The following is a 20212-nucleotide window of genomic DNA, read 5'->3' as shown; positions in this document are numbered from 1 at the left end:
AAACTATGCAAACTTGACACTTATTTTGTTGAAGACTGATGATACACGCATTCACCAAACACATAAGTGGCGGCAATATTACGATCATCGCCCATGGTGATGAGTGCAAATAAAGCGTCCTCAATATTTTTGGCACGGCTTTGACGCAAACGCTGTAGCGCGGTGGCATTTAAATCCAGTACCACAAAATCAGCTTCTTTACCCAAATTAAAGTTACCTAATTTGTCTTCTAAACTTAAAGCTTTGGCACTGCCTAAGGTGGCGTGATACAGGGCTTCAAAAGCAGAGAGTTTATTGCCTTGTAATTGCTGCACTTTATAGGCTTCGTTTAAGGTTTGTAGTTGGTTAAATGAAGTACCTGCACCAACATCACTCCCTAAACCAACTTTGACTTGTTTTTCCCATGCTGTATGCAATGGAAATAAGCCACTGCCTAAAAATAGATTAGAGGTTGGGCAAAAGGCAATTGCAGAATCGGTATCATGCATACATTGCCATTCATGTTCTTCTAAATGTACGCAATGGGCAAACACTGATTTTGAACCCGTTAAGCCAAAATGATGATAGACATCTAAATAGCCATTTTGCTCAGGAAATAATTCTTTTACCCAAGCAATTTCATTTTTATTCTCACTTAAATGTGTGTGTACGTATACATCAGGATATTCAGCTTTTAATTGCCCTGCTTTGCTGAGTTGCTCTTGGGTTGATGTGGGTGCAAAACGTGGGGTAATTGCATATAAATTACGTCCTTTCCCATGCCATTTTTCAATTAATGTTTTTGAATCATAATAGCCCGTTTGCGCTGTATCACACAGGTTTTCTGGTGCGTGACGATCCATCAGCACTTTACCAGCAATCATACGCATGTTTTGAGCAGTTGCAGCTTCAAATAAAGCGTTGACCGATTCAGGATGTACTGTGGCAAAGACTAAAGCTGTAGTGGTGCCATTTTTAAGTAATTCTTGAATAAAAAATTGCGCAATTTGTTTAGAATATTCGGCATCTTTAAACTGCAATTCTGTTGGGAAGGTATAAGTATTGAGCCATTCAAGTAGTTGCTCACCATAAGCACCAATCATTTCAGTTTGTGGAAAATGAATATGCGTATCAATAAAGCCCGGTACAATCAATTGTTCGGGGTAATGTTCAACTTTAACATCTGGGCCAATTAAATGCTGCCCTGCTTGCCATGAACCAAAATAATCAATCTGACCATTTTTTGTGATGAGTAAACCATCTTCTACATATCGCACTTGGTCGTGAATTTCACGTGCTTGGGCAACTGTATTCTTAATATCAAGAAAGCGACCACGAATCGCTGTCATTGCAACTACAGAAGACATTTTTAACCTGCGAGTTTTATTTTTTCAATTGATTGTACCCAATATAAATAGCTTAAACTGTATAACGTTTACTCAGTCCCCATTCTGCCAAAATACGGCGATACATGGTCGATGAACGGTCGGCTTCAAAATGCGCTTCCATCATTAAATCGAGTGGTAATTCCTCTGGTTTTTGTGCCTCGACCATGGCTTGATCTTCAGCAAAAATCTGTGCATTAAAATCATGGACTGCTTGTAAATCCCCAGTTTGGTCAAAGTTACGCGTGAGTGGCACAAACAAACGAGTTTTATTGTGTGATACAGGGCAACATGCATTTAAGATTTTTAGTACGCCATTGTTGGGAAAATCTACAGTTAAAACGGCACTAAATGGTGGATAAACTTCAAAGGTACGTGTCCATTTAAAACCCTCAGGTGCAAGATGTTGTAAACCGTGTGGATAGTTACTCACCTCACTCACATAGACACTTTTTAAACCATAATAGGTACGTTCAGTGTGATACTTTGGCACCACAGCTTGCTCACGTTGTGCAAAAGCTTGATGGTGTACCCAAGCAAAATGTGCCACATCAATAAAACCTTCAAGTTGGCGGCCACTAGAACCTGCAATATCAACAAAAGGTGGCAAAATCGCTTGATGTTCGGGCTGTTGCCACGTGTCTAGCACAGCAATATTGGCACTTTGTACATCACGAGCAAAAAGACTGGTCCAAATTAAGCCATAACGTTCAAGTACAGGAAATTTAGTTAAACGAAAACGCTCTGAAATTTTTTTTAAATCAGGCTGAGCAGGAATTTTATTGCATTGACCATCAGCACCATAATGCAGCCCATGATAAGGACAGATAATATTTTCATCTTTAACCCACCCTTTACTTAATGGTACACCGCGATGTGGACAAATATCGCGTACTAAGTGAATAGCACCACTTTGAGTTTGATACAGCGCCATATTCACATCAAGCAGCGTGACGCGTTGTGGTTGCATGCTAACGTCTTCTACACGCGCTACAGGATACCAATGCTGCGCTAAAATTTGCCAATCAGCAGCATCAAATTGACTGTGACATGGTTGATCAAAAGGCTGCAAGGTTGGGATGATGGCATTCATAATGGACTTCTTAAATAAAATGATGACCATTATCTAGATGCAAATTCTTTGCCAAATGAAAAGGCAACTTTTGCCCTTTATCTTTTGAGCGCAAGTGCGTAAAGTGTGAAAATTAATCAAATTTGAGCCAAGATCTCTATGTACTTTTGGAAGACCAAAGCACTCGCCCATGAACTCTCTGCCAATACCTTAGAGAAAAAGCATTATAAAAATTATTATCTCATGACCGCTTTATTGGTGTCTGTGGTGTATTACTACGGTATGTATTCACCATATTTTAATGTCAATGTAATTGCAGTTGAAGGCTTGGTCACTTTAGTGATTATGGCACTGGGTATTCAAGCTGCTTATCGTGCCAATGGTGGCGATCAAGGTGAGCACTTTATGGGGCGTATCACGGCATTGTCCTTTCCAATTTTGGTGCAGACCACGGTTGCAGGGATTGTGTTTGGCGCGATCTTATTAAGCTTATATTTTGCTTTAAACCTAGAAGGCACAGCTTTTGATGCGTGGTATGAATGGGCAATTTCAGCCTTTACTGTATTTTTACAAATTTTATTTTTTACCCGTTTAGTATTTTATATGCGCCGTGTTGCTGCACATACCATTTAAAAAAAGTGGCTTTAGCCACTTTTTTATTCCACAAAATAATGCGCTGCAAAATGTGCGTCGTTGCCAATCACATCAAACACATCTTCACGTAATGACATGCCGTGACATTCATCTCCGACCATCCATAAACCCAAAGTCGGTAACATGCCATCATGCAATGGGGTTTTTACCCAACGCTGCATAACATAACCAGCTTGGTCATATTCGGCAAAATGAAAACTACCCGATGCTGCACCACAATCTAGGTTATTTTGCACAATATGAATATTGGCACCTTCACGCGATAAGATGGGTTTACGTGCCCATTTGCCTTGATAATTTTGCTTGGGATCATAGACATGGGTTTCTGCCAGCAATGGATGATGTGGATGACGTTGCCATAATTCCACTAAAATGGCTTTATTGGATAATAGCATTTTCCAACACGGTTCAATCCAATCTATGTCAACATCAGGTCGAATAAAAGCACCAAATTCTTCTTGCCATAGCCACTCCCAAGGATAAAGCTTAAACAAATGCGAGATAGGTAGTTCGGCTAAATCTACAAAATTGCGTTCATCCCAACCCATATTTTCAATAGACAATTCATGAACATTTAAGCCGGCTTGAAAAGCAGTGTCCATTAAGTATTCTAAATTACCCCAATCTTCACGACCTGCTGTTTGGCAGGCGGTAAAATGTACATGCTGCCCTTGCACATATAACTGTTGCCAGCGTGCAATTAAAGCTTCGTGAATACTATTAAATTGATTGCGATTGGGAATATGGGCCACTTGTTCTAACCAATGCCACTGCGCCACAGAGGCTTCTAATAAGCCTGTAGGGGTATCGGCATTGTATTCTAGCATTTTGATGTTTTGACCATCATAAGCAAAATCAAAACGACCATACAACATTGGGCTTTGTTTACGCCAAGAGTCTTCAATACAAGCAATTGCTGCGCGCGGAAGATGAAAATAATCAGGATAGTTGCCACGTTTGACCAAATCTGCCACAACGTCTAAACACATGGCATGCAGTTCATTGCTGGCATCTTCAAGACGTTCAATTTCTTTTAAACTAAACTCGTAGGCTACACCTTCTGACCAATACATCGAGCCATCACGTGAAGCCAAGTCAAAATAATCAAAACCAATAGCACGATGCTGCGCTTGCCAATCATCACGGGCGGGTAAAATGACTCGTTTCATGCTTTAGCCTCCAAAAGATGAACCACCTGTTGAACGACCAAAACCACCACGGCGAATGGGTTTAGATTTGGCTTGTTTAAAAACCTGTTGGGAAAATACCGGTTGATGAATATGACGTGAACCTGTGGCAGTTAAGGTACGCCCTAAATATTTCACTTTACGGTTATTGCTGTAATACTGTGGACCAATATAAAAAATTTGATAATTGCTAGATGCGGTTTGATAGGAACTGGTGCTGTTATAAGGCTGGCACAAATTACGATCCCAATCTTGGCTACAGTTGTATTGATCATTATAAACATCTTGTTGTAAACGACCAGAGTTGCTACAGGCAGCCAATAATACAGGTACAACGACCAACGTTAATGTTTTGCTGCGCATTGGCTTAACCCTTGTGTTTAAATTTTTAATTTAGAAACATCAAGCATAGGTATTTGCTCAATTAAAGTACAGCACGTTTATGCTCAAAATAGAAGATTTTTCCATTAAAAAAGCCCGAACAGTGTCGGGCTTTTTAGAGGCAGACTTATGATAATTCTTGACGTTTACTGTGACGAACCGATAACCATGCAGTTACAGCAAGCACGATCACAATAAAGCTTAACGAAATCCAAATTGGCATATGGAATACATCAAGCATTAGCATCTTAAAGCCGATAAACAACAAGATAATGCCTAAACCATAAGGCAAGTAATGCATTTTAGATGCTGCGCCAGAGAGCAAGAAGAACATGGCACGTAGACCTAAAATTGCCATTAAATTGGCTGTAAGTACAATAAACGGATCTGAGGTTACCGCAAAGATTGCAGGGATAGAATCGACTGCAAAAATAACGTCTGATGCTTCAACTAAAATTAACACCAAAAACAATGGCGTTGCCCATAACACACCATTTTGGCGCACAAAGAATTTATCGCCATGCATTTGTGGGGTAATACGCATACGCTTACGTAAGAATTTTAAGATCGCCATATCTTCGATATTGGTTTCTTCTTCGTCCTGCCCTTTTAAGAACTTGAAGCCGGTATAGACCAAGAACGCACCAAAGATATACAGTACCCAAGAGAATTCTTGTACAAACCATGCGCCAATAAAAATGAAGATGGTACGTAAAATAATCGCGCCCAATACACCATACAGCAGTAATTGACGTTGTAAGGCAGGTGGAATAGCAAAAGCGGCAAAGATCATCAGCCAAACAAATACGTTATCAACGGCAAGTGATTTTTCCAGTAAATAACCTGCAAAGTATTCCATTACTTTAGCGTTGGCAATGGTAACACCTGCGGTTTGTTGTAAGTACAGCCACAGTCCGCCACCAAATAGTGCGGCAACCGAGACCCAAGCAATACTCCAATACGCAGCAGTTTTAATTTTAACGTCTTGACCTTGGGTTTGGCGAAAGCCTAAAAAGTCAATAATAAGCATAATGGTGACTAAGCCAAAGAAGGCTAAGTACAACCATGTATTGCCGATAGTTTCCATGTGTATTCTCCACATCTAGCAATCGGCCATAAAAAAACCTTGACCAGTTGCCAGACACAATTTGTCTATAACAACATGATCAAGGTCTTGCCTACATCTTAAACTCTAAGATGCTCAGATACCGACTTTTTGCAAAGTGTAATGACGATAGTCTGACACCATAACTCAATAACAATTATGGTTTGGAGGAGGCTACTCCCCTTGTTCAAATAAATTTTGTTTTAAGCGAGGCTTAAATATGTGTCCAGTATGCCATATTTTAATATCAAGCACAATTTTTATGCTGTGCTGAGCGTGTATATATTGCGTAAAAGCACATGGTCTTTTTATCGCTTAAGTAGTTAAGTACATATGTTAAAGTAATTGAACAGCATAAAAATAGGATCAAGTATGAACTTTGAACATCAAGATAATGCAACAAAAGGTGAATTCTTTTTAAATAATGATGCAGGCCAACGCATCGCTGAAATTAGTTATCTATGGCGTGATGATCAAACCATTATAGCCGATCATACATGGGTAGATGATTCATTACGTGGTCAAGGTGTGGCACGCAAATTACTTGATCATTTGGCTGATTTTGCCCGTGAAAAATCTGTCAAAATTGTACCCACTTGTTCTTATGTGGTGGTGATGTTTAAACGTGAGCCAACCGCATTTAACGATGTTGCTGCATAAAAAAAGCCTGCATAAGCAGGCCTTTTATTGAATGATTGGAATTAAATATCAATCATGACTTTCATGGCTTTTTCATCGGCAGCATGCTTAAACACATCATAGGCCTTTTCAAAATCTGCAAATTTAAAATGATGCGTGGCCAACTTGTCTAATGGCAATTTACCTGAGCAGCATGTTTTTAATAGCATTCCTGTGGTATTGGCATTGACCAAGCCTGTGGTAATAGTGAGGTTTTTAATCCAAAGCTTATTCAGTTCAAAGTTTACAGCTTTACCATGCACACCGACATTGGCAATGTGCCCTCCTTCTTTAACTACATGTTGGCAAATATTCCATGTGGGTTCAACGCCTACCGCTTCAATGGCACAATCGACACCACGTCCATCGGTAATCTCTAAAATACGTTGGATGGCATCTTCTTTACTTGAATTGACGGTATGAGTTGCACCAATGTTTTTGGCAAACTCAAGGCGATTATCGTCCATATCCACCATAATAATATTGGCAGGTGAATAAAACTGCGCAGTGAGTAAACAGCTCATACCAATTGGGCCTGCACCAACAATGGCAATATTGTCCCCCGGTTTGACATCGCCATATTGCACACCAATTTCATGTGAAGTGGGTAGAATGTCAGATAAGAATACAGCAACATCTTCATTTAAATCTTCAGGTAATAAATACAGTGAAGTATCGGCAAATGGGGTGCGTACATATTCGGCATGCGTGCCATCAATCATATAGCCCATAATCCAACCGCCTTCGTTGCGGCAATGTGCATACAATTGTTTTTGACAATTTTCACAGGTCCCACAGCGGCTGACACAAGAGACAATGACCTTGTCACCTTGTTTAAAATTCTTGACCGCTGAACCAACCTCTTCAACAATTCCAATACCTTCATGCCCAAGAATACGTCCATTAAAAGAACCTTCTTTTTCAATGGCAGTTTGTTCAATTTCAGGATTCTTACCTTTCCAAATGCCTAAATCTGTACCACAAATGGTGACTTTGGTCAGTTTAATCACGGCATCTGTTGGCGCTAAAATTTGTGGCTTGGCACGTTCTTCAAAACGAATATCATTTTCGCCGTAATACACCATGGCTTTCATTGTTGTCATTGTGATTATCCTTTTTGTATATTTTATAGACAGACTTTAGACTAACAAATAAAAGTGACATTCTGTCTAAATTCAGCAATTTTCATACATAAAAAAAAGCCCGCAGTGGCGGGCTGTTCAATCATTTTAGTTTTAAGCCTTTAACGCTGTGATAAGTTTTTGATGTAAGCCCCCAAAACCGCCATTCGACATAATCACCACGGCGTCGCCCTCGCCTGCTTCTTGGCTAATTTTGTTAATAATGTCGTCTAATGAGCGAGCAATTTGTGCTTGATTAGTCGCAGCATTAATCACCGGTTGTAAATCCCAATCTAAACCTTCAGGTTGATACCAGATCACTTCATCAGCAAGGCGGGCTGAATGTGCCAAGCCATCTTTATGACTGCCCATACGCATGGTGTTGGAGCGCGGTTCAATAATCGCCCAAAGTTTACGTTCGCCTAAACGTTTGCGTGCACCCTCAAGCGTTGTGTCAATCGCTGTTGGATGATGGGCAAAGTCATCATAGACTTCAATGCCGCGTACAGTGCCCAGTAATTCCATACGGCGTTTTACACCACCAAAATTAGATAAGGCTTCACACGCCACTTCAATTGATACACCGACATGTTCAGCTGCAGCAATGGTCGCTAAGGCATTGGCAACACTGTGCTGCCCTGTCATATTCCACTTTACTTCACCTTTAATAACGCCGTGTTGTATCACTTTAAAGTGTGAACCATCTGCTGCTAATTGTTCAGCATACAATTGAGATTTTGGGTTAGCATCTAAAGAGGTACGGACTACAGGTGTCCAACAACCCATCTCGAGGACTTCATCAATATTAGTTTCGGTAATGGGAGCAATAATGCGACCTTCAGATGGAATGGTACGCACTAAATGATAGAATTGTTTTTGAATGGCCGCTAGATCATCAAAGATATCGGCATGGTCAAATTCTAAGTTATTTAAAATGGCCGTTTTAGGATGGTAATGCACGAACTTAGAACGCTTATCAAAAAAAGCGGAATCATATTCATCGGCTTCTACACAAAAATATTTACCCGCCCCTAAACGTGCGCTTTGTGAAAAACCAAGCGGTACACCACCAATTAAAAAGCCGGGTTCTAAACCTGCTTGATCCAGTACCCAAGCGAGCATCGTGGTGGTAGTCGTCTTACCATGTGTGCCTGCCACGCCTAAGACATGTTTGCCTTGTAGCACATGGTCGGCTAAAAATTGTGGCCCTGAAATATACGGTAAACCTGCATTAAGCATATATTCAATTGCATCAATGCCGCGTTTCATGGCATTGCCCACAATCACTAAATCAGGATGCGGTTGTAAATGACTGCGGTCGTAGCCTTGCATTAAGGTGATGCCTGCATTTTCAAGTTGGGTCGACATTGGTGGATAAACATTTTGATCCGAGCCAGTCACCGTGTGCCCAAGGTCGCGTGCAAGTAGTGCCAACGAGCCCATAAAAGTGCCGCAAATACCCAAAATATGCAGATGCATACGCTTAACTCCAGTGCGTTTTATACACAAGCTTAGTGCTGTGTTGGAATAATAGAATGTCTCAAACCATAGCAAGGCTGATGATGAAAAGATAGTTTTTCTTGTTGTGCTAAAATGAAAAAAATCGCGCTAGTCATTTAGTATCTGAATAAAAAAAATTACACTACAGGCTTTCTTGACCAGCTAGAAAAACTCATGTTACTGCCTTTAATGTTATTAATTATTGCCAACTGTTTTATGACTTTGGCTTGGTATGGCCATTTAAAATTTTTACCACAAGATGCGCCCATGTGGCAGGCGATTTTATTGAGTTGGATGATTGCGCTGTTTGAATATAGTTTAATGATTCCAGCCACGAAGTTACTTGCACAGCAAGGTTGGGCAGTGGGTGAAATGAAAATTACTCAAGAAGTGGTAACTTTATTGGTCTTTGTGCCTTTTATGATTTTTTTATTTAAGCAACCGTTTAAGTTGGATTATCTATGGGCGGCATTGTGTTTATGCGGCTGCGTTTATTTTGTGTTTCGTGGCCAATAATTTTTATCTAAAATTAATTCTTAATAAAAAATCTAAGTTTAAGGAAAAAATATTAAAAATCCGCGCTTGCTTTAGGCGTTAAATTTTGGTCATTGGCATTTTAAGGCTATAATGCACATTGATTCATAAGAGCTTGGATACCGATCCAAGATCTGTCTTTTCCTTACTTCAGTTGGAATATTTGCAATGAATGCGGCTGCTACACAAGATGCTCCTTTAGTTGGAATTATCATGGGTTCTCAATCAGATTGGGCAACTTTAGAACACACTGCCAATATGCTTAAGCAGCTTGGTGTACCTTTCGAAGCCGAAGTTGTTTCTGCACACCGTACCCCAGACCGTCTATTTGAATATGCAGAACAAGCGCGTGATCGTGGTATTCAAGTGATCATTGCAGGCGCAGGTGGCGCAGCACATTTACCAGGTATGTGTGCCGCTAAAACTGATTTACCTGTATTAGGTGTTCCTGTGAAATCATCCATCTTAAACGGTGTGGATTCATTGCTATCTATCGTACAAATGCCAGCAGGTATTGCAGTGGGTACATTGGCAATTGGTCCTGCAGGTGCAACCAATGCGGCAATTATGGCAGCGCAAATTCTTGGCTTAACTCGTGCTGATATCGCTAAAAATGTAGCAGATTTCCGTGCAGCGCAAACTGAAAAAGTCGCGAGTAAAAATATTCCGGGTCAGGCATAAAACGGGGCAGTCTCTAATGAACAAAACCATTGGTATTTTTGGTGGTGGACAGCTCGGTCGCATGATGGCACAAGCTGCATTGCCACTTAATCTTAAATGTACCTTTTTTGAAGCAAGTACAGATTGTCCATCTGCGGCACTCGGTCAAGTGTATTCAACCCAAGCTGCAAACGGTTTACAAAACTTTATTCAAAGTGCTGACGTATTTAGCCTTGAGTTTGAAAACACACCGCTTGCTGATGTTGATGCATTAATTGCACAAAAAGATTTGCATCCACCACGTCAGGCACTCGCCATTGCACAACATCGCTTATCTGAAAAAGCCTTGTTTGATGAACTCGAAATTCCTGTAGCACCTTATAAAGCGGTTACTTCTTTAGAAGAATTGCATACTGCAGTTGCAACTTTAGGCTTACCAATCGTACTGAAAACTTCACGTGGCGGTTACGATGGTAAAGGGCAATTTGTATTACGCAGTGCAGATCAAATTGAACAAGCATGGGCAGAATTAGGCCCTGCGGGTGAACTGATTGCAGAAAGTTTTGTGACGTTCTCACGTGAAGTGTCAATTATTGCCGTGCGTGGTCAAAATGGTGAAGTAAAAACTTGGCCATTGGCTGAAAATCATCATCACCATGGTATTTTGTCGCATTCGATCGTGCCTGCGCCAAACAGCACCGATTTACAGCCTGTAGCTGAAGATTACATCACGCGTTTGTTAAATCATTTAAATTACGTCGGTGTATTAACTTTAGAATTGTTTGTGACTGACAAAGGCCTATATGCCAATGAAATGGCGCCGCGTGTGCACAATTCAGGGCATTGGTCGATTGAAGGTGCGGTATGTTCACAATTTGAAAACCATATCCGTGCAGTTGCAGGCTTACCACTAGGTTCTACTGCGATTGTACGCCCAACCGTGATGGTCAATATCATTGGTCAGCATCCAAAGTCTGAAGATGTATTGGCATTAGAAGGTGCGCATTTGCATCTTTATAATAAGTCAGAATGTGAAGGTCGTAAAATTGGTCATATTACTTTAATGCCAAACGATACAGCACAATTGACGACCTTATGCCGTCAACTTGCGAAAATCTTACCAAACCCATTAGCATTAAGCGAAGATATGAACATCTAAGCTGCTCAATGTCCAAGAAAAAAGTGATTCTTAAGAGGATCGCTTTTTTTATGCAAAAAACTCATGCAGAATGCGCTATCCTTGGATAGGCACACAGTTTGGTTTTATATTTTTCTCGCAGAATTTTTTTATTAGTGACTTAAACCATTTTTTTAAATTTAAAACAAAAAAATATATCTATAAAGCAGATTTTTTATACTTATCCACGCAATCATCCATAGACTTATCAACAGAAAACCCTTTAAAAGGGGTACTTCAAATTTAAATTACATGATATAAATTTAAAAAATATTCCTTAAAAATCAAAATATTGATTTATTTTTTGATTTTTAAATTTAAAACTTCGTTTTTTATTTGGTGCTTGATTAGGTTTTGAATTTAAATAGTTGAAATGAATTTAAATTTACCCAATATGGCTTTAATTTTTGAATCAAAATGCTAAGGTAAATAAAATTTAAATTTAAAAAAGGGAACTTATGCAGCGCATCGCTTTGCTTTTAGGCGCAGTCACTTTGGCAATGACGGCTCAAGCTGATTTGCTCATCAATGGCAAGCCTGTTTCAGTTACGCCAGCGCCGACAGTGGCAAATTATAATCCAAATAATAATTTTCAAAGTTGTTTAAATAATTTACGTAGCCAAGCCATTGCTAAAGGCGTACATGCTGTAACGTATGATCGTTATCGGCAAAATTTGACCCCCGATTATTCAGTAATTGAACGCCTGAATTATCAGCCTGAGTTTTCTACTCCAATTTGGGATTACTTATCAGGTTTGGTGGATGACGAGCGTGTGCAATTAGGGCAGCAAAAACTCAATCAGCATCAGGCTGTGCTTAATCGTGTAGAAGCTGCTTACGGTGTACCAGCAAATGTGGTGGTGGCTGTGTGGGGTGTCGAAAGTAACTATGGTGATATTTCAGGTCGTTATCCATTATTGCAAGCTTTGGGTACATTAAGCTGTGAGGGACGTCGTCAAAGTTATTTCCGTGGTGAGTTTTTTGCAGCCATGCGAATTTTACAACGTGGTGATGTCAGTTATGAGCAACTAAAAGGTTCGTGGGCGGGCGCATTTGGACATACCCAATTTATGCCAAGCACTTATGAAGAACTCGCGGTGGATTTTGATGGCGATGGTCGTCGTAATTTAGTTTCAAGTACTACCGATGCTTTAGCTTCTACAGCCAATTTCTTAAAAAAACGTGGTTGGCAAACAGGGCAGCCATGGGGCTTTGAAGTCAAAGTACCTGTGGGTATGTCAATAAGCAATGAAGGGCGTCGCAATAAAAAATCTCTACAACATTGGCTAGACCGTGGTGTCGTGCGTGCTGATGGTACATCTTTACTGCAAGGTAATTTAACCACGATGTCCCAAGCTGGCTTAATGGCACCTGCTGGTGCTAACGGTCCTGTTTTCTTGGTGTTTAAAAACTTTGATGCCATTTATGCCTATAATGCTGCCGAAAGCTATGCCTTAGCCATTGCACATTTATCTGATCGAATCAAAGGTGGAAATGGCTTTACACAAGCATGGCCAACTGATGATGCTGGAACGTCACGTCTAGAGCGTCGTGAAATTCAAACTATGTTGTTGGCACGCGGTTACGATATTGGTGCAGCAGATGGTTTGATAGGCGATAAAACCCGTAAAGCGATTATGCTTGAGCAAGCACGTTTAGGTTTAGCGCAAACAGGTCGAGCAGGGCAGAAGATCTTACAGGCTTTGCGTCAAGATCATGCACGCGCTGTAATGCGTTAATTTTGAGACATAAAAAAAGGTCTGTTTTTACAGACCTTTTTTGATATAGGCTTAATCAGTCAATTTAACAGCGTCAAGCAAATCAAAGATAATTGTAGTCACATCTTGACTTAAATTACGATTATTAAAAATCTCATAAGCGCTCATGGTGATATCAGTATCGCTTGGGAGTTGGCGTTGTTCTTCTTCAATCAAATCCTTAATTGGCAACAAGGTTTGCTTCACTTGTAAATGCAATACATCTTTAAACTCAATATTATCATCTTCAAGTTCTAAAATTTGCTCATTCAAGTAAGGCAATAAAATGGCGTGCAAATATGGGCCGATTTCAACAATATCGAAGATTTCAATATCGCGAGTTTCTTCAACAGTGCTGATATGGTCATTGGCTTCAATCAGAATATGGTAGTAACTCACAAGACGCTCCAAAGATATATTGTTCTCATTGAAACATCACAATAACATGAAATGCTTGAATTTGTTTTAGATTATAAAAAATACGCCTAAAAAAAATAAGGAATTTGCATAGTTAAAATTTAGATTCTAGTAAAGCAAAGTCAGCATTACTGAGCTGAAAATTATCCAGCGTTTGCTTTTGTAAAATTGGATACATTAAGCCATAAGGATCATCATGATGGCCAAGTCCGAGTGCATGGCCAAATTCGTGTGCCAAGGTTAAACGTAAATCTTCGATAGAGCTAAACTCATAAATAATAATTTGCTTGCCATTGAAAATGCCTTTATCAAATTGCTTGCCTACAAATTGTCGATTAAAAGCTGAAATTTGCTGAGAAAGCTGCTGATTTAAAGTATTAAGTCGATTCACTTCTTGGTTGAGTGTTTCAATTTTACTGCTATGAATGGCAATATCTTGGTTAAATAATTGTCGTTGCTGACTCAGATAAAGACGCTGCTGTTCCAAGACATGACGTTGCTCAGGCGAGGCACCACCTTGTTGATTAATCGCTTGCACCTGCTGGTTATAATAAGTTGTGGCTTGATTAAGTACATCCTGTTTTTGTTTAAGTTGTTGTTCTAGTTGACTCAGCTGTTGTCGCATGGTTTGCAGTTGCTGATGGCGTTGTTGCCACAATTGTTGTTGCTGTTCAATGTCTGCATGTTGCTGTAGCCGAGTTTGAGTATGTATTTGACGCTGATCATAAATAAAATCAATAACTAAGCGTGCATCAGGATCATAAACGAAAATATTTTTATCCGCTTGTTGCCAAATTTGAGTAGCTTCTAGAGCCAGTTGTTTTACCTCAGCGTGACTCAGTCCAAAGCGTGGATCAAGCTCTCCAATCCGGTAACGAATGTGTAGATCAAATGGTGCAAGCAAACGCTCAGTGATTGGAACAAATCTTAAGTGTGGATAATTGAAATTTTGGTAAAACAAGCCTAAAGCAAAAACCATCAGTCCAAGTAAAACAACAATCCGCAGCACAATAGATACTCTTTTTTAGTTACTTTAGCTGAAAATATTCAACATTAAATAAAAAAAACCGCGCTTGCGCGCGGTTTTTTCTAATCAGACAAATTATTTTTTGTCGTCTTTTACTTCTTTGAATTCAGCATCTACAACGCCGTCATCTGCTTTTTGTTGACCTGCATCGCCACCGAATGCATTTGGATCAAAGCCTTGCGCGCCACCTTGGCCTTGAGCTGCTTCATAGGCACGTTGAGTAATCGGCATGATGATGTTTTGCAACGCTTCAGTTTTCGCCTTGATCTCTTCTACATCATTTTCTTTTGTAGAAGCTTCAAGTTCAGAAACTGCGGTTTCAACTGCAGTTTTTTCATCAGCTGTTACTTGTTCGCCAAGGTCTTTCACCGCTTTTTGTGAAGAAGCAACTAAAGCATCTGCTTCATTACGTGCTTTTGCAAGCTCTTCAAATTTACGGTCTTCTTCAGCATTCGCTTCAGCATCTTTAATCATTGCTTCGATTTCAGCATCAGATAAACCTGAGTTTGCTTTAATCTGAATTGATTGCTCTTTACCTGTGCTCTTGTCTTTTGCAGATACTTTTAAGATACCATCAGCATTGATGTCAAAAGACACTTCAATTTGTGGCACACCGCGTGGCGCAGGTGGAATGTCACCTAATTGGAAGTTACCTAACAGTTTGTTTTGCTGCGCCATTTTACGTTCACCTTGGTAAACCGAAATGTCTACAGCAGGTTGGTTGTCAGCAGCTGTTGAGAACACTTGAGATTTCTTCGCAGGAATCGTCGTATTTTTCTCAATGATCGCTGTTAACACGCCACCCATGGTTTCAATACCAAGCGTAAGTGGAGTTACATCAAGAAGTAGTACGTCAGTTTTGTCACCTGAAAGTACCGCACCTTGAATACCAGCACCCATCGCTACAGCTTCGTCAGGGTTTACGTCTTTACGTGGCTCGCGACCAAAGAATTCTTGTACTTTTTGTTGTACAAGTGGCATACGAGATTGACCACCAACCAAAATCACATCAGAGATATCTGAAGTTGAAAGACCAGCATCTTTCAGTGCAATCTTACATGGCTCAATCGTACGTTCAACTAAATCAGCAACCAAGCCTTCTAATTTGGCACGTGTTACGTTGATCACTAAGTGTTTAGGACCAGTCGCATCAGCTGTGATGTATGGAAGGTTAATTTCAGTTGCATTCGAAGAAGAAAGTTCGATCTTCGCTTTCTCAGCAGCTTCTTTTAAACGTTGTAGTGCAAGCGGATCTTGTTTTAAGTTTACGCTTTGCTCTTTCTTGAATTCTTCTACTAAGAATTCAATTAACGCGTTGTCAAAGTCTTCACCACCTAAGAATGTATCACCGTTGGTAGATAACACTTCGATTTGTTGGTCGCCATCAAGGTCAGCAATTTCAATGATTGATACGTCAAAAGTACCACCACCTAAATCGTAAACTGCGATTTTGCGGTCGCCTTCTTTTTTGTCCATACCAAACGCTAAAGCCGCAGCTGTAGGTTCGTTAATGATACGTTTAACTTCTAAGCCTGCAATTTTACCTGCATCTTTCGTTGCTTGACGTTGTGCATCATTGAAGTAAGCAGGAACGGTAATTACCGCTTCAGTCACTGTTTCGCCTAGGTAATCTTCAGCTGTTTTCTTCATCTTTTTCAAGATTTCAGCAGAGATTTGTTGTGGCGCTAATTTTTTATCGTTTACATCAACCCAAGCATCACCATTGTCTGCTTTGATGATTTTGTAAGGTACAAGACCGATGTCTTTTTGAACTGCTTGGTCTTGGTACTTACGACCAATTAAACGCTTGATCGCGAACAATGTATTTTTTGGATTGGTTACTGCTTGACGCTTAGCAGATTGACCCACAAGAATCTCGCCATCTTTATACGCAATAATCGATGGAGTTGTGCGCGCGCCTTCAGCGTTTTCGATTACTTTAACTGTGTCGCCTTCAAGTACTGCGACGCAAGAGTTTGTTGTACCTAAATCAATACCAATGATTTTAGCCATTTGGATGTTTCCTCAAAAATTCTATTGTGATGTTTCACTTGCTATTCGATATGAGAGCCAATCATTTTTTTTCAAGTAAAATGATTAAAAAAATTTATAAGCTCTCGAATTTTTTAACTTTAAGCGCCAACCATAACCATTGCAGGACGTAATAAACGACCTTTTAGGCTGTAGCCTTTTTGCAGTACTGTACCAATTTCATTGGCTTTGGCATTTGGATCAATACCTACTGCTTGATGTAAATCTGCATTAAAACCACTTGCTGTATCAACAACCACAACACCAAATTTCTCTAAAGTATTCAGTAGACCTTTAAGCGTTAATTCAACACCTTCAGAAAGAGGTGTTTTTTCTTCACCTACCGCAGCAATAGCACGTTCTAGGTTATCTACAGTATCGAGCAATTCTTTGGCAAATTTTTCTAGTACAGCATCTTTATGCTTTTCAGATTCACGTTGAATACGCTCAACACTTTTTTGTGCTTCATATACTGCATTTGCAGTACGTGCTTTTTCAAGCTTTAGATCGCCTTCAAGTTGATCAATTTGTGCTTGTAAAGATTCAACGGTAACTTCAGCCTGCTCAGATTCTGTCTGAGTTTGAGCTGTATTGTTTTCTGTTTGCTCTTGCTCAAGATCTTGAGCTTGTTGGTTTTGCTCAGTCGCCATTGATTTACTCCGTTTAAATGGGTTCTTAAACATGTACAGTCCTTTGGCATCAGCTCTAACTCTGTTAACTCTGAACTGCCATGAGTTTGATAAATTTCATGATTGTTTATAGAAATCGGGGCAGGGGCTAAAAATTCAAGCGTAACTTAAGCAAAATGCCAAAATAATCTTTAATTGATGATGTTTTTTATAGCTGCAGGCTCAAAATTAAAGCTCAATTAATTTTAAAACGGGTGAAAACTGAGTATTTTAAAGTGGCGTCATACCTGATTTAACAACTAAACTGTATTAATCCAAGATACAAAATTGATTTTATTTAATTGATAGTATTAGTTATTTTTAATTATTGTTTATTATTTAGACAAAAAAGCAATCAACATTTGATAAATTAAGTATTTCTAATAAGTGTTTAATTTGGATATTATTTATTCAGATTCTAGGGCTGTAGTTTCTTTTTCGATATTTTCAGATGTGTTTTTAAGGCTTATCCAATCATTGGATAAGCCTTTTTTTTTACTTAAATTTAACTTAGCGGTGACGTTGCTGCTCAAAATACTCGCGTGCTTTTTGCACTTTATCTTCGTTGCTACGGCGATGATCCTGATTACGTTGGCGTTGTTGTAGATCCTTTTGACGTTTTTGCTCTGCCTGACGCTTTTGCAGGGCTTGTTGTTCACGCTGACGTTTTTGCTGTTCAACTTGCTCACGACGCTTACGATCTAGATCTTGGCGTTGTCGCTGTTGTAACTGCTGTTCACGACGTTTCTGTTCTAACTGCTGACGCTCACGTTGTTGTAGGCGTTGACGCTCCAACTGGGTTTTTTCTCGGTCAAGTTGTAGCTGACGGTTACGATTTTGTTCAGCCAAACGGCGACGCTCAAGCTCTAAACGTTGGCGCTGTTGAGTATCGTAACTGCGGTCATAGTTTCGATCGTAACCACGATCATAACGTCCATCGTAGTAGCCATCATCAGGGAGTGCCACACAGCCTACAGCTAAAAAGGTTGTGGCAAGTGACACAAGCAAAAGTTTTCTAGCCATGTGGTTCATCCTTATATTACAAATTAATGAGTATTAAGCATAAGGCATTTTTTTCATTGACTCTGTTAGCAATTGCATCATTTATATAAGGATATGGTGCTCAATATGCTTGATCATGTAGAAATTATGAAGATTTTGGCAACATGATTTTAATAACCAATGCTCTACTTTAGATTTTTTATGAGAAGTCACGCATTTGGAATTTAAATTTAGGATGATTTAAAGCCTGACTCATTAAATTTTATTTTTATAAAAAGCTTGAGCCTTTCTCATAGTGGCCACAGTCATGTTTTTCAAATACTGCTACCAATTATTAACACATGAAGCAACAACATATAAATGCTTCACAACTTAGATAAGAAACTATTTTTTATGTCAAATAGCTTGGTTTATAAAGCCGGGAATTTTTAACCTAGATTAAGTTGTTTCACGTGAAACAGGAGTTTTAACTTCAATTTTGGCTTCAGGTAGCAAAAGCTGTACTTCCGACATATAAAAGCTATTGATATAACGTGCTTGGTTAAAATCTGGAAATACTTCCTCGCTGTCATGCCACTGTACTGATTTTAATTTATGTAGCTTACCTCGAAATTGTGGGGTAAAGGTATAGTCCTGAGATTGCCAATGTTGTTGCACATTTAAAATATGATGTGGCAATTGATGACTATTAATATAAAACTCTGGACTATTTTTATGACGATTTAATTGAATCGTCATATTTTTTCCGTTCACCTCTACTTGGCAATAGGTGGCTGTATTGGTTTCTGTCCAAGTAAATTTAGCTAATTGTTTAGGTAAGCCCCATAAATTTTGCCCGTGTAACATAGAGGCTTCGTTTGAGACAAAGATCTTAGCAATCGTTGAGTAGCGTTGTTTTTTTCTAACGGGATGATCAACAATAAAGAGCGCGTCATAGGCCCCAATAGGTGTTTGCGTATAACGAATTAAAATCACATGTAGCATATGACCTGCACGTGAAGGTCGTAAATTATAGGCTTTGGACTGTTCTAATAACTGTGGACTGGCCCAATAATTTAAAATATAAGCTTGACCGTGACATTGCCAAGGCGGATAACAGTAAACACTGTGAAGGTTGGGTCGCTGTTTCATAAGAATATCCTTTTCACGAATACGACAATTTTGTTTATAGTGAAGTATTGGAATCCATAAATTAAGCCAGTAATGATGAGGATTAGTAAATAAATGTTAAAAAAGAGCTTAGCGATATCGACACTTATGCTGACCAGCATGACAACTTTTGCAGCCAACACCCTGCTTGAAATGAAGACCAGTTTAGGAACGATTGAAATTGAACTGTTTAATGATCAAGCACCAATCTCCACAAAAAACTTTGAAAGTTATGTGAAGAGTAATTTTTATAAGGGCACTATTTTTCATCGTGTGATTCCTGGCTTTATGGTGCAAGGTGGTGGCCTGACTGTTGATATGAAAGAAAAGCCAACGACTAAAAGTATTTCAAATGAATCAAATAATGGTTTGAAAAATATACGTGGTACATTAGCGATGGCACGTACCAATGATCCAAACTCAGCGAAAAGCCAATTTTTTATTAATTTGGTGGACAATGAGTTTTTGAATAAAAGCCAACGAAATGCAGGCTATGCGGTATTTGGTCAGGTGGTGAAAGGTATGGAGATTGTAGATCAAATTGCCAAGGTTCCAACGCACCGTTATGGCGCATATACTGATGTGCCTAAGCAACCTATCAAAATTATCAGCGTTAAAACTAAGCAATGAATAACCTTTTAAAGCTAGATTACGATTTATTACGTATATCTGAGCTGATTTTGTGCGAAAGGTAATTTTTTGCACAAAAAATACTCAGTTGTAAAATA

20 protein-coding genes are annotated in these 20212 nt (G+C 39.4%); 7 read left to right on the top strand and 13 right to left on the bottom strand.

Annotation, left to right across the window (positions count from 1 at the left end; all coding sequences use genetic code 11):
- Positions 1-20: 20 nt before the first annotated feature.
- On the bottom strand, positions 21-1346 hold the full coding sequence (gene guaD / locus Q0Z55_RS09005; RefSeq protein ID WP_297427297.1) for a guanine deaminase: 1326 nt from the start codon (positions 1344-1346) through the stop codon (positions 21-23).
- 52 nt (positions 1347-1398) lie between these two features.
- On the bottom strand, positions 1399-2457 hold the full coding sequence (locus Q0Z55_RS09000; protein WP_297427294.1) for an aromatic ring-hydroxylating dioxygenase subunit alpha: 1059 nt from the start codon (positions 2455-2457) through the stop codon (positions 1399-1401).
- 138 nt (positions 2458-2595) lie between these two features.
- On the opposite strand from Q0Z55_RS09000, the gene Q0Z55_RS08995 reads away from it, so the two are divergent.
- Positions 2596-3069, top strand: a complete 474-nt coding sequence (locus Q0Z55_RS08995; protein ID WP_297427291.1) for a hypothetical protein — start codon at positions 2596-2598, stop codon at positions 3067-3069.
- 23 nt (positions 3070-3092) lie between these two features.
- Here the strand turns inward: Q0Z55_RS08995 and Q0Z55_RS08990 are convergent, their stop codons facing one another.
- The 3 genes from Q0Z55_RS08990 to Q0Z55_RS08980 form a co-directional block, all read right to left on the bottom strand.
- A complete protein-coding gene (locus tag Q0Z55_RS08990; RefSeq protein ID WP_297427288.1) occupies positions 3093-4259 on the bottom strand; it encodes a glutathionylspermidine synthase family protein in 1167 nt (388 codons plus the stop codon).
- A gap of 3 nt (positions 4260-4262) precedes the next feature.
- Complete coding sequence (locus tag Q0Z55_RS08985) at positions 4263-4640, bottom strand: hypothetical protein (protein WP_297427285.1); 378 nt, start codon at positions 4638-4640, stop codon at positions 4263-4265.
- A 145-nt stretch (positions 4641-4785) separates the two neighbouring features.
- Positions 4786-5745 (bottom strand): TerC family protein, encoded by a 960-nt coding sequence (locus Q0Z55_RS08980; RefSeq protein WP_297427282.1) that lies wholly within the window; start codon positions 5743-5745, stop codon positions 4786-4788.
- Between the two features lie 390 nt (positions 5746-6135).
- On the opposite strand from Q0Z55_RS08980, the gene Q0Z55_RS08975 reads away from it, so the two are divergent.
- The gene (locus tag Q0Z55_RS08975; protein ID WP_297427280.1) at positions 6136-6423 is read left to right on the top strand and encodes a GNAT family N-acetyltransferase; all 288 of its coding nucleotides are present in this window, start codon (positions 6136-6138) and stop codon (positions 6421-6423) included.
- Between the two features lie 41 nt (positions 6424-6464).
- On the opposite strand, the gene Q0Z55_RS08970 is transcribed toward Q0Z55_RS08975, so the two are convergent.
- On the bottom strand, positions 6465-7544 hold the full coding sequence (locus Q0Z55_RS08970; protein WP_297427277.1) for a zinc-dependent alcohol dehydrogenase family protein: 1080 nt from the start codon (positions 7542-7544) through the stop codon (positions 6465-6467).
- 132 nt (positions 7545-7676) lie between these two features.
- A complete protein-coding gene (gene mpl, locus Q0Z55_RS08965; RefSeq protein WP_297427275.1) occupies positions 7677-9041 on the bottom strand; it encodes a UDP-N-acetylmuramate:L-alanyl-gamma-D-glutamyl-meso-diaminopimelate ligase in 1365 nt (454 codons plus the stop codon).
- Positions 9042-9236: 195 nt separating this feature from the next.
- Here mpl and Q0Z55_RS08960 point away from each other — a divergent pair, with 195 nt between their 5' ends.
- From Q0Z55_RS08960 to Q0Z55_RS08945, 4 genes are all read left to right on the top strand, one after another.
- Positions 9237-9578: a DMT family protein gene (locus Q0Z55_RS08960; protein WP_297427273.1), complete on the top strand. Its 342-nt coding sequence runs from the start codon at positions 9237-9239 to the stop codon at positions 9576-9578.
- 186 nt (positions 9579-9764) lie between these two features.
- Entirely contained in the window at positions 9765-10277 is a 513-nt protein-coding gene (purE, locus tag Q0Z55_RS08955; protein ID WP_297427270.1) for a 5-(carboxyamino)imidazole ribonucleotide mutase, read from the top strand.
- 16 nt (positions 10278-10293) lie between these two features.
- A complete protein-coding gene (locus Q0Z55_RS08950; protein WP_297427268.1) occupies positions 10294-11415 on the top strand; it encodes a 5-(carboxyamino)imidazole ribonucleotide synthase in 1122 nt (373 codons plus the stop codon).
- 476 nt (positions 11416-11891) lie between these two features.
- Entirely contained in the window at positions 11892-13172 is a 1281-nt protein-coding gene (locus Q0Z55_RS08945; RefSeq protein ID WP_297427265.1) for a lytic murein transglycosylase, read from the top strand.
- 51 nt (positions 13173-13223) lie between these two features.
- On the opposite strand, the gene Q0Z55_RS08940 is transcribed toward Q0Z55_RS08945, so the two are convergent.
- The 6 genes from Q0Z55_RS08940 to Q0Z55_RS08915 form a co-directional block, all read right to left on the bottom strand.
- Positions 13224-13589 (bottom strand): hypothetical protein, encoded by a 366-nt coding sequence (locus Q0Z55_RS08940; RefSeq protein WP_297427262.1) that lies wholly within the window; start codon positions 13587-13589, stop codon positions 13224-13226.
- Between the two features lie 112 nt (positions 13590-13701).
- A complete protein-coding gene (locus Q0Z55_RS08935) occupies positions 13702-14616 on the bottom strand; it encodes a matrixin family metalloprotease (protein WP_297427259.1) in 915 nt (304 codons plus the stop codon).
- A gap of 93 nt (positions 14617-14709) precedes the next feature.
- On the bottom strand, positions 14710-16647 hold the full coding sequence (gene dnaK / locus Q0Z55_RS08930; protein WP_297427255.1) for a molecular chaperone DnaK: 1938 nt from the start codon (positions 16645-16647) through the stop codon (positions 14710-14712).
- A 119-nt stretch (positions 16648-16766) separates the two neighbouring features.
- Entirely contained in the window at positions 16767-17315 is a 549-nt protein-coding gene (gene grpE / locus Q0Z55_RS08925) for a nucleotide exchange factor GrpE (protein ID WP_297427252.1), read from the bottom strand.
- A gap of 528 nt (positions 17316-17843) precedes the next feature.
- On the bottom strand, positions 17844-18356 hold the full coding sequence (locus Q0Z55_RS08920; protein WP_297427250.1) for a hypothetical protein: 513 nt from the start codon (positions 18354-18356) through the stop codon (positions 17844-17846).
- Positions 18357-18773: 417 nt separating this feature from the next.
- Positions 18774-19466: an acetoacetate decarboxylase family protein gene (locus Q0Z55_RS08915; RefSeq protein WP_297427247.1), complete on the bottom strand. Its 693-nt coding sequence runs from the start codon at positions 19464-19466 to the stop codon at positions 18774-18776.
- A 93-nt stretch (positions 19467-19559) separates the two neighbouring features.
- Here Q0Z55_RS08915 and Q0Z55_RS08910 point away from each other — a divergent pair, with 93 nt between their 5' ends.
- Positions 19560-20114, top strand: a complete 555-nt coding sequence (locus Q0Z55_RS08910) for a peptidylprolyl isomerase (protein WP_297427244.1) — start codon at positions 19560-19562, stop codon at positions 20112-20114.
- Positions 20115-20212: the final 98 nt, after the last annotated feature.

This window comes from uncultured Acinetobacter sp. (assembly GCF_947626835.1).
Lineage (GTDB): Bacteria > Pseudomonadota > Gammaproteobacteria > Pseudomonadales > Moraxellaceae > Acinetobacter.
This window is presented reverse-complemented; position numbering and strand designations above follow the sequence as displayed.

What these genes read in the sequence shown, in the direction of transcription:
- guaD (WP_297427297.1), bottom strand. Translation starts at nt 1,346, where the DNA reads ATGTCTTCTGTAGTTGCAATGACAGCGATTCGTGGTCGCTTTCTTGAT.
- Q0Z55_RS09000 (WP_297427294.1), bottom strand. Translation starts at nt 2,457, where the DNA reads ATGAATGCCATCATCCCAACCTTGCAGCCTTTTGATCAACCATGTCAC.
- Q0Z55_RS08995 (WP_297427291.1), top strand. Translation starts at nt 2,596, where the DNA reads ATGTACTTTTGGAAGACCAAAGCACTCGCCCATGAACTCTCTGCCAAT.
- Q0Z55_RS08990 (WP_297427288.1), bottom strand. Translation starts at nt 4,259, where the DNA reads ATGAAACGAGTCATTTTACCCGCCCGTGATGATTGGCAAGCGCAGCAT.
- Q0Z55_RS08985 (WP_297427285.1), bottom strand. Translation starts at nt 4,640, where the DNA reads ATGCGCAGCAAAACATTAACGTTGGTCGTTGTACCTGTATTATTGGCT.
- Q0Z55_RS08980 (WP_297427282.1), bottom strand. Translation starts at nt 5,745, where the DNA reads ATGGAAACTATCGGCAATACATGGTTGTACTTAGCCTTCTTTGGCTTA.
- Q0Z55_RS08975 (WP_297427280.1), top strand. Translation starts at nt 6,136, where the DNA reads ATGAACTTTGAACATCAAGATAATGCAACAAAAGGTGAATTCTTTTTA.
- Q0Z55_RS08970 (WP_297427277.1), bottom strand. Translation starts at nt 7,544, where the DNA reads ATGACAACAATGAAAGCCATGGTGTATTACGGCGAAAATGATATTCGT.
- mpl (WP_297427275.1), bottom strand. Translation starts at nt 9,041, where the DNA reads ATGCATCTGCATATTTTGGGTATTTGCGGCACTTTTATGGGCTCGTTG.
- Q0Z55_RS08960 (WP_297427273.1), top strand. Translation starts at nt 9,237, where the DNA reads ATGTTACTGCCTTTAATGTTATTAATTATTGCCAACTGTTTTATGACT.
- purE (WP_297427270.1), top strand. Translation starts at nt 9,765, where the DNA reads ATGAATGCGGCTGCTACACAAGATGCTCCTTTAGTTGGAATTATCATG.
- Q0Z55_RS08950 (WP_297427268.1), top strand. Translation starts at nt 10,294, where the DNA reads ATGAACAAAACCATTGGTATTTTTGGTGGTGGACAGCTCGGTCGCATG.
- Q0Z55_RS08945 (WP_297427265.1), top strand. Translation starts at nt 11,892, where the DNA reads ATGCAGCGCATCGCTTTGCTTTTAGGCGCAGTCACTTTGGCAATGACG.
- dnaK (WP_297427255.1), bottom strand. Translation starts at nt 16,647, where the DNA reads ATGGCTAAAATCATTGGTATTGATTTAGGTACAACAAACTCTTGCGTC.
- grpE (WP_297427252.1), bottom strand. Translation starts at nt 17,315, where the DNA reads ATGGCGACTGAGCAAAACCAACAAGCTCAAGATCTTGAGCAAGAGCAA.
- Q0Z55_RS08920 (WP_297427250.1), bottom strand. Translation starts at nt 18,356, where the DNA reads ATGGCTAGAAAACTTTTGCTTGTGTCACTTGCCACAACCTTTTTAGCT.
- Q0Z55_RS08915 (WP_297427247.1), bottom strand. Translation starts at nt 19,466, where the DNA reads ATGAAACAGCGACCCAACCTTCACAGTGTTTACTGTTATCCGCCTTGG.
- Q0Z55_RS08910 (WP_297427244.1), top strand. Translation starts at nt 19,560, where the DNA reads ATGTTAAAAAAGAGCTTAGCGATATCGACACTTATGCTGACCAGCATG.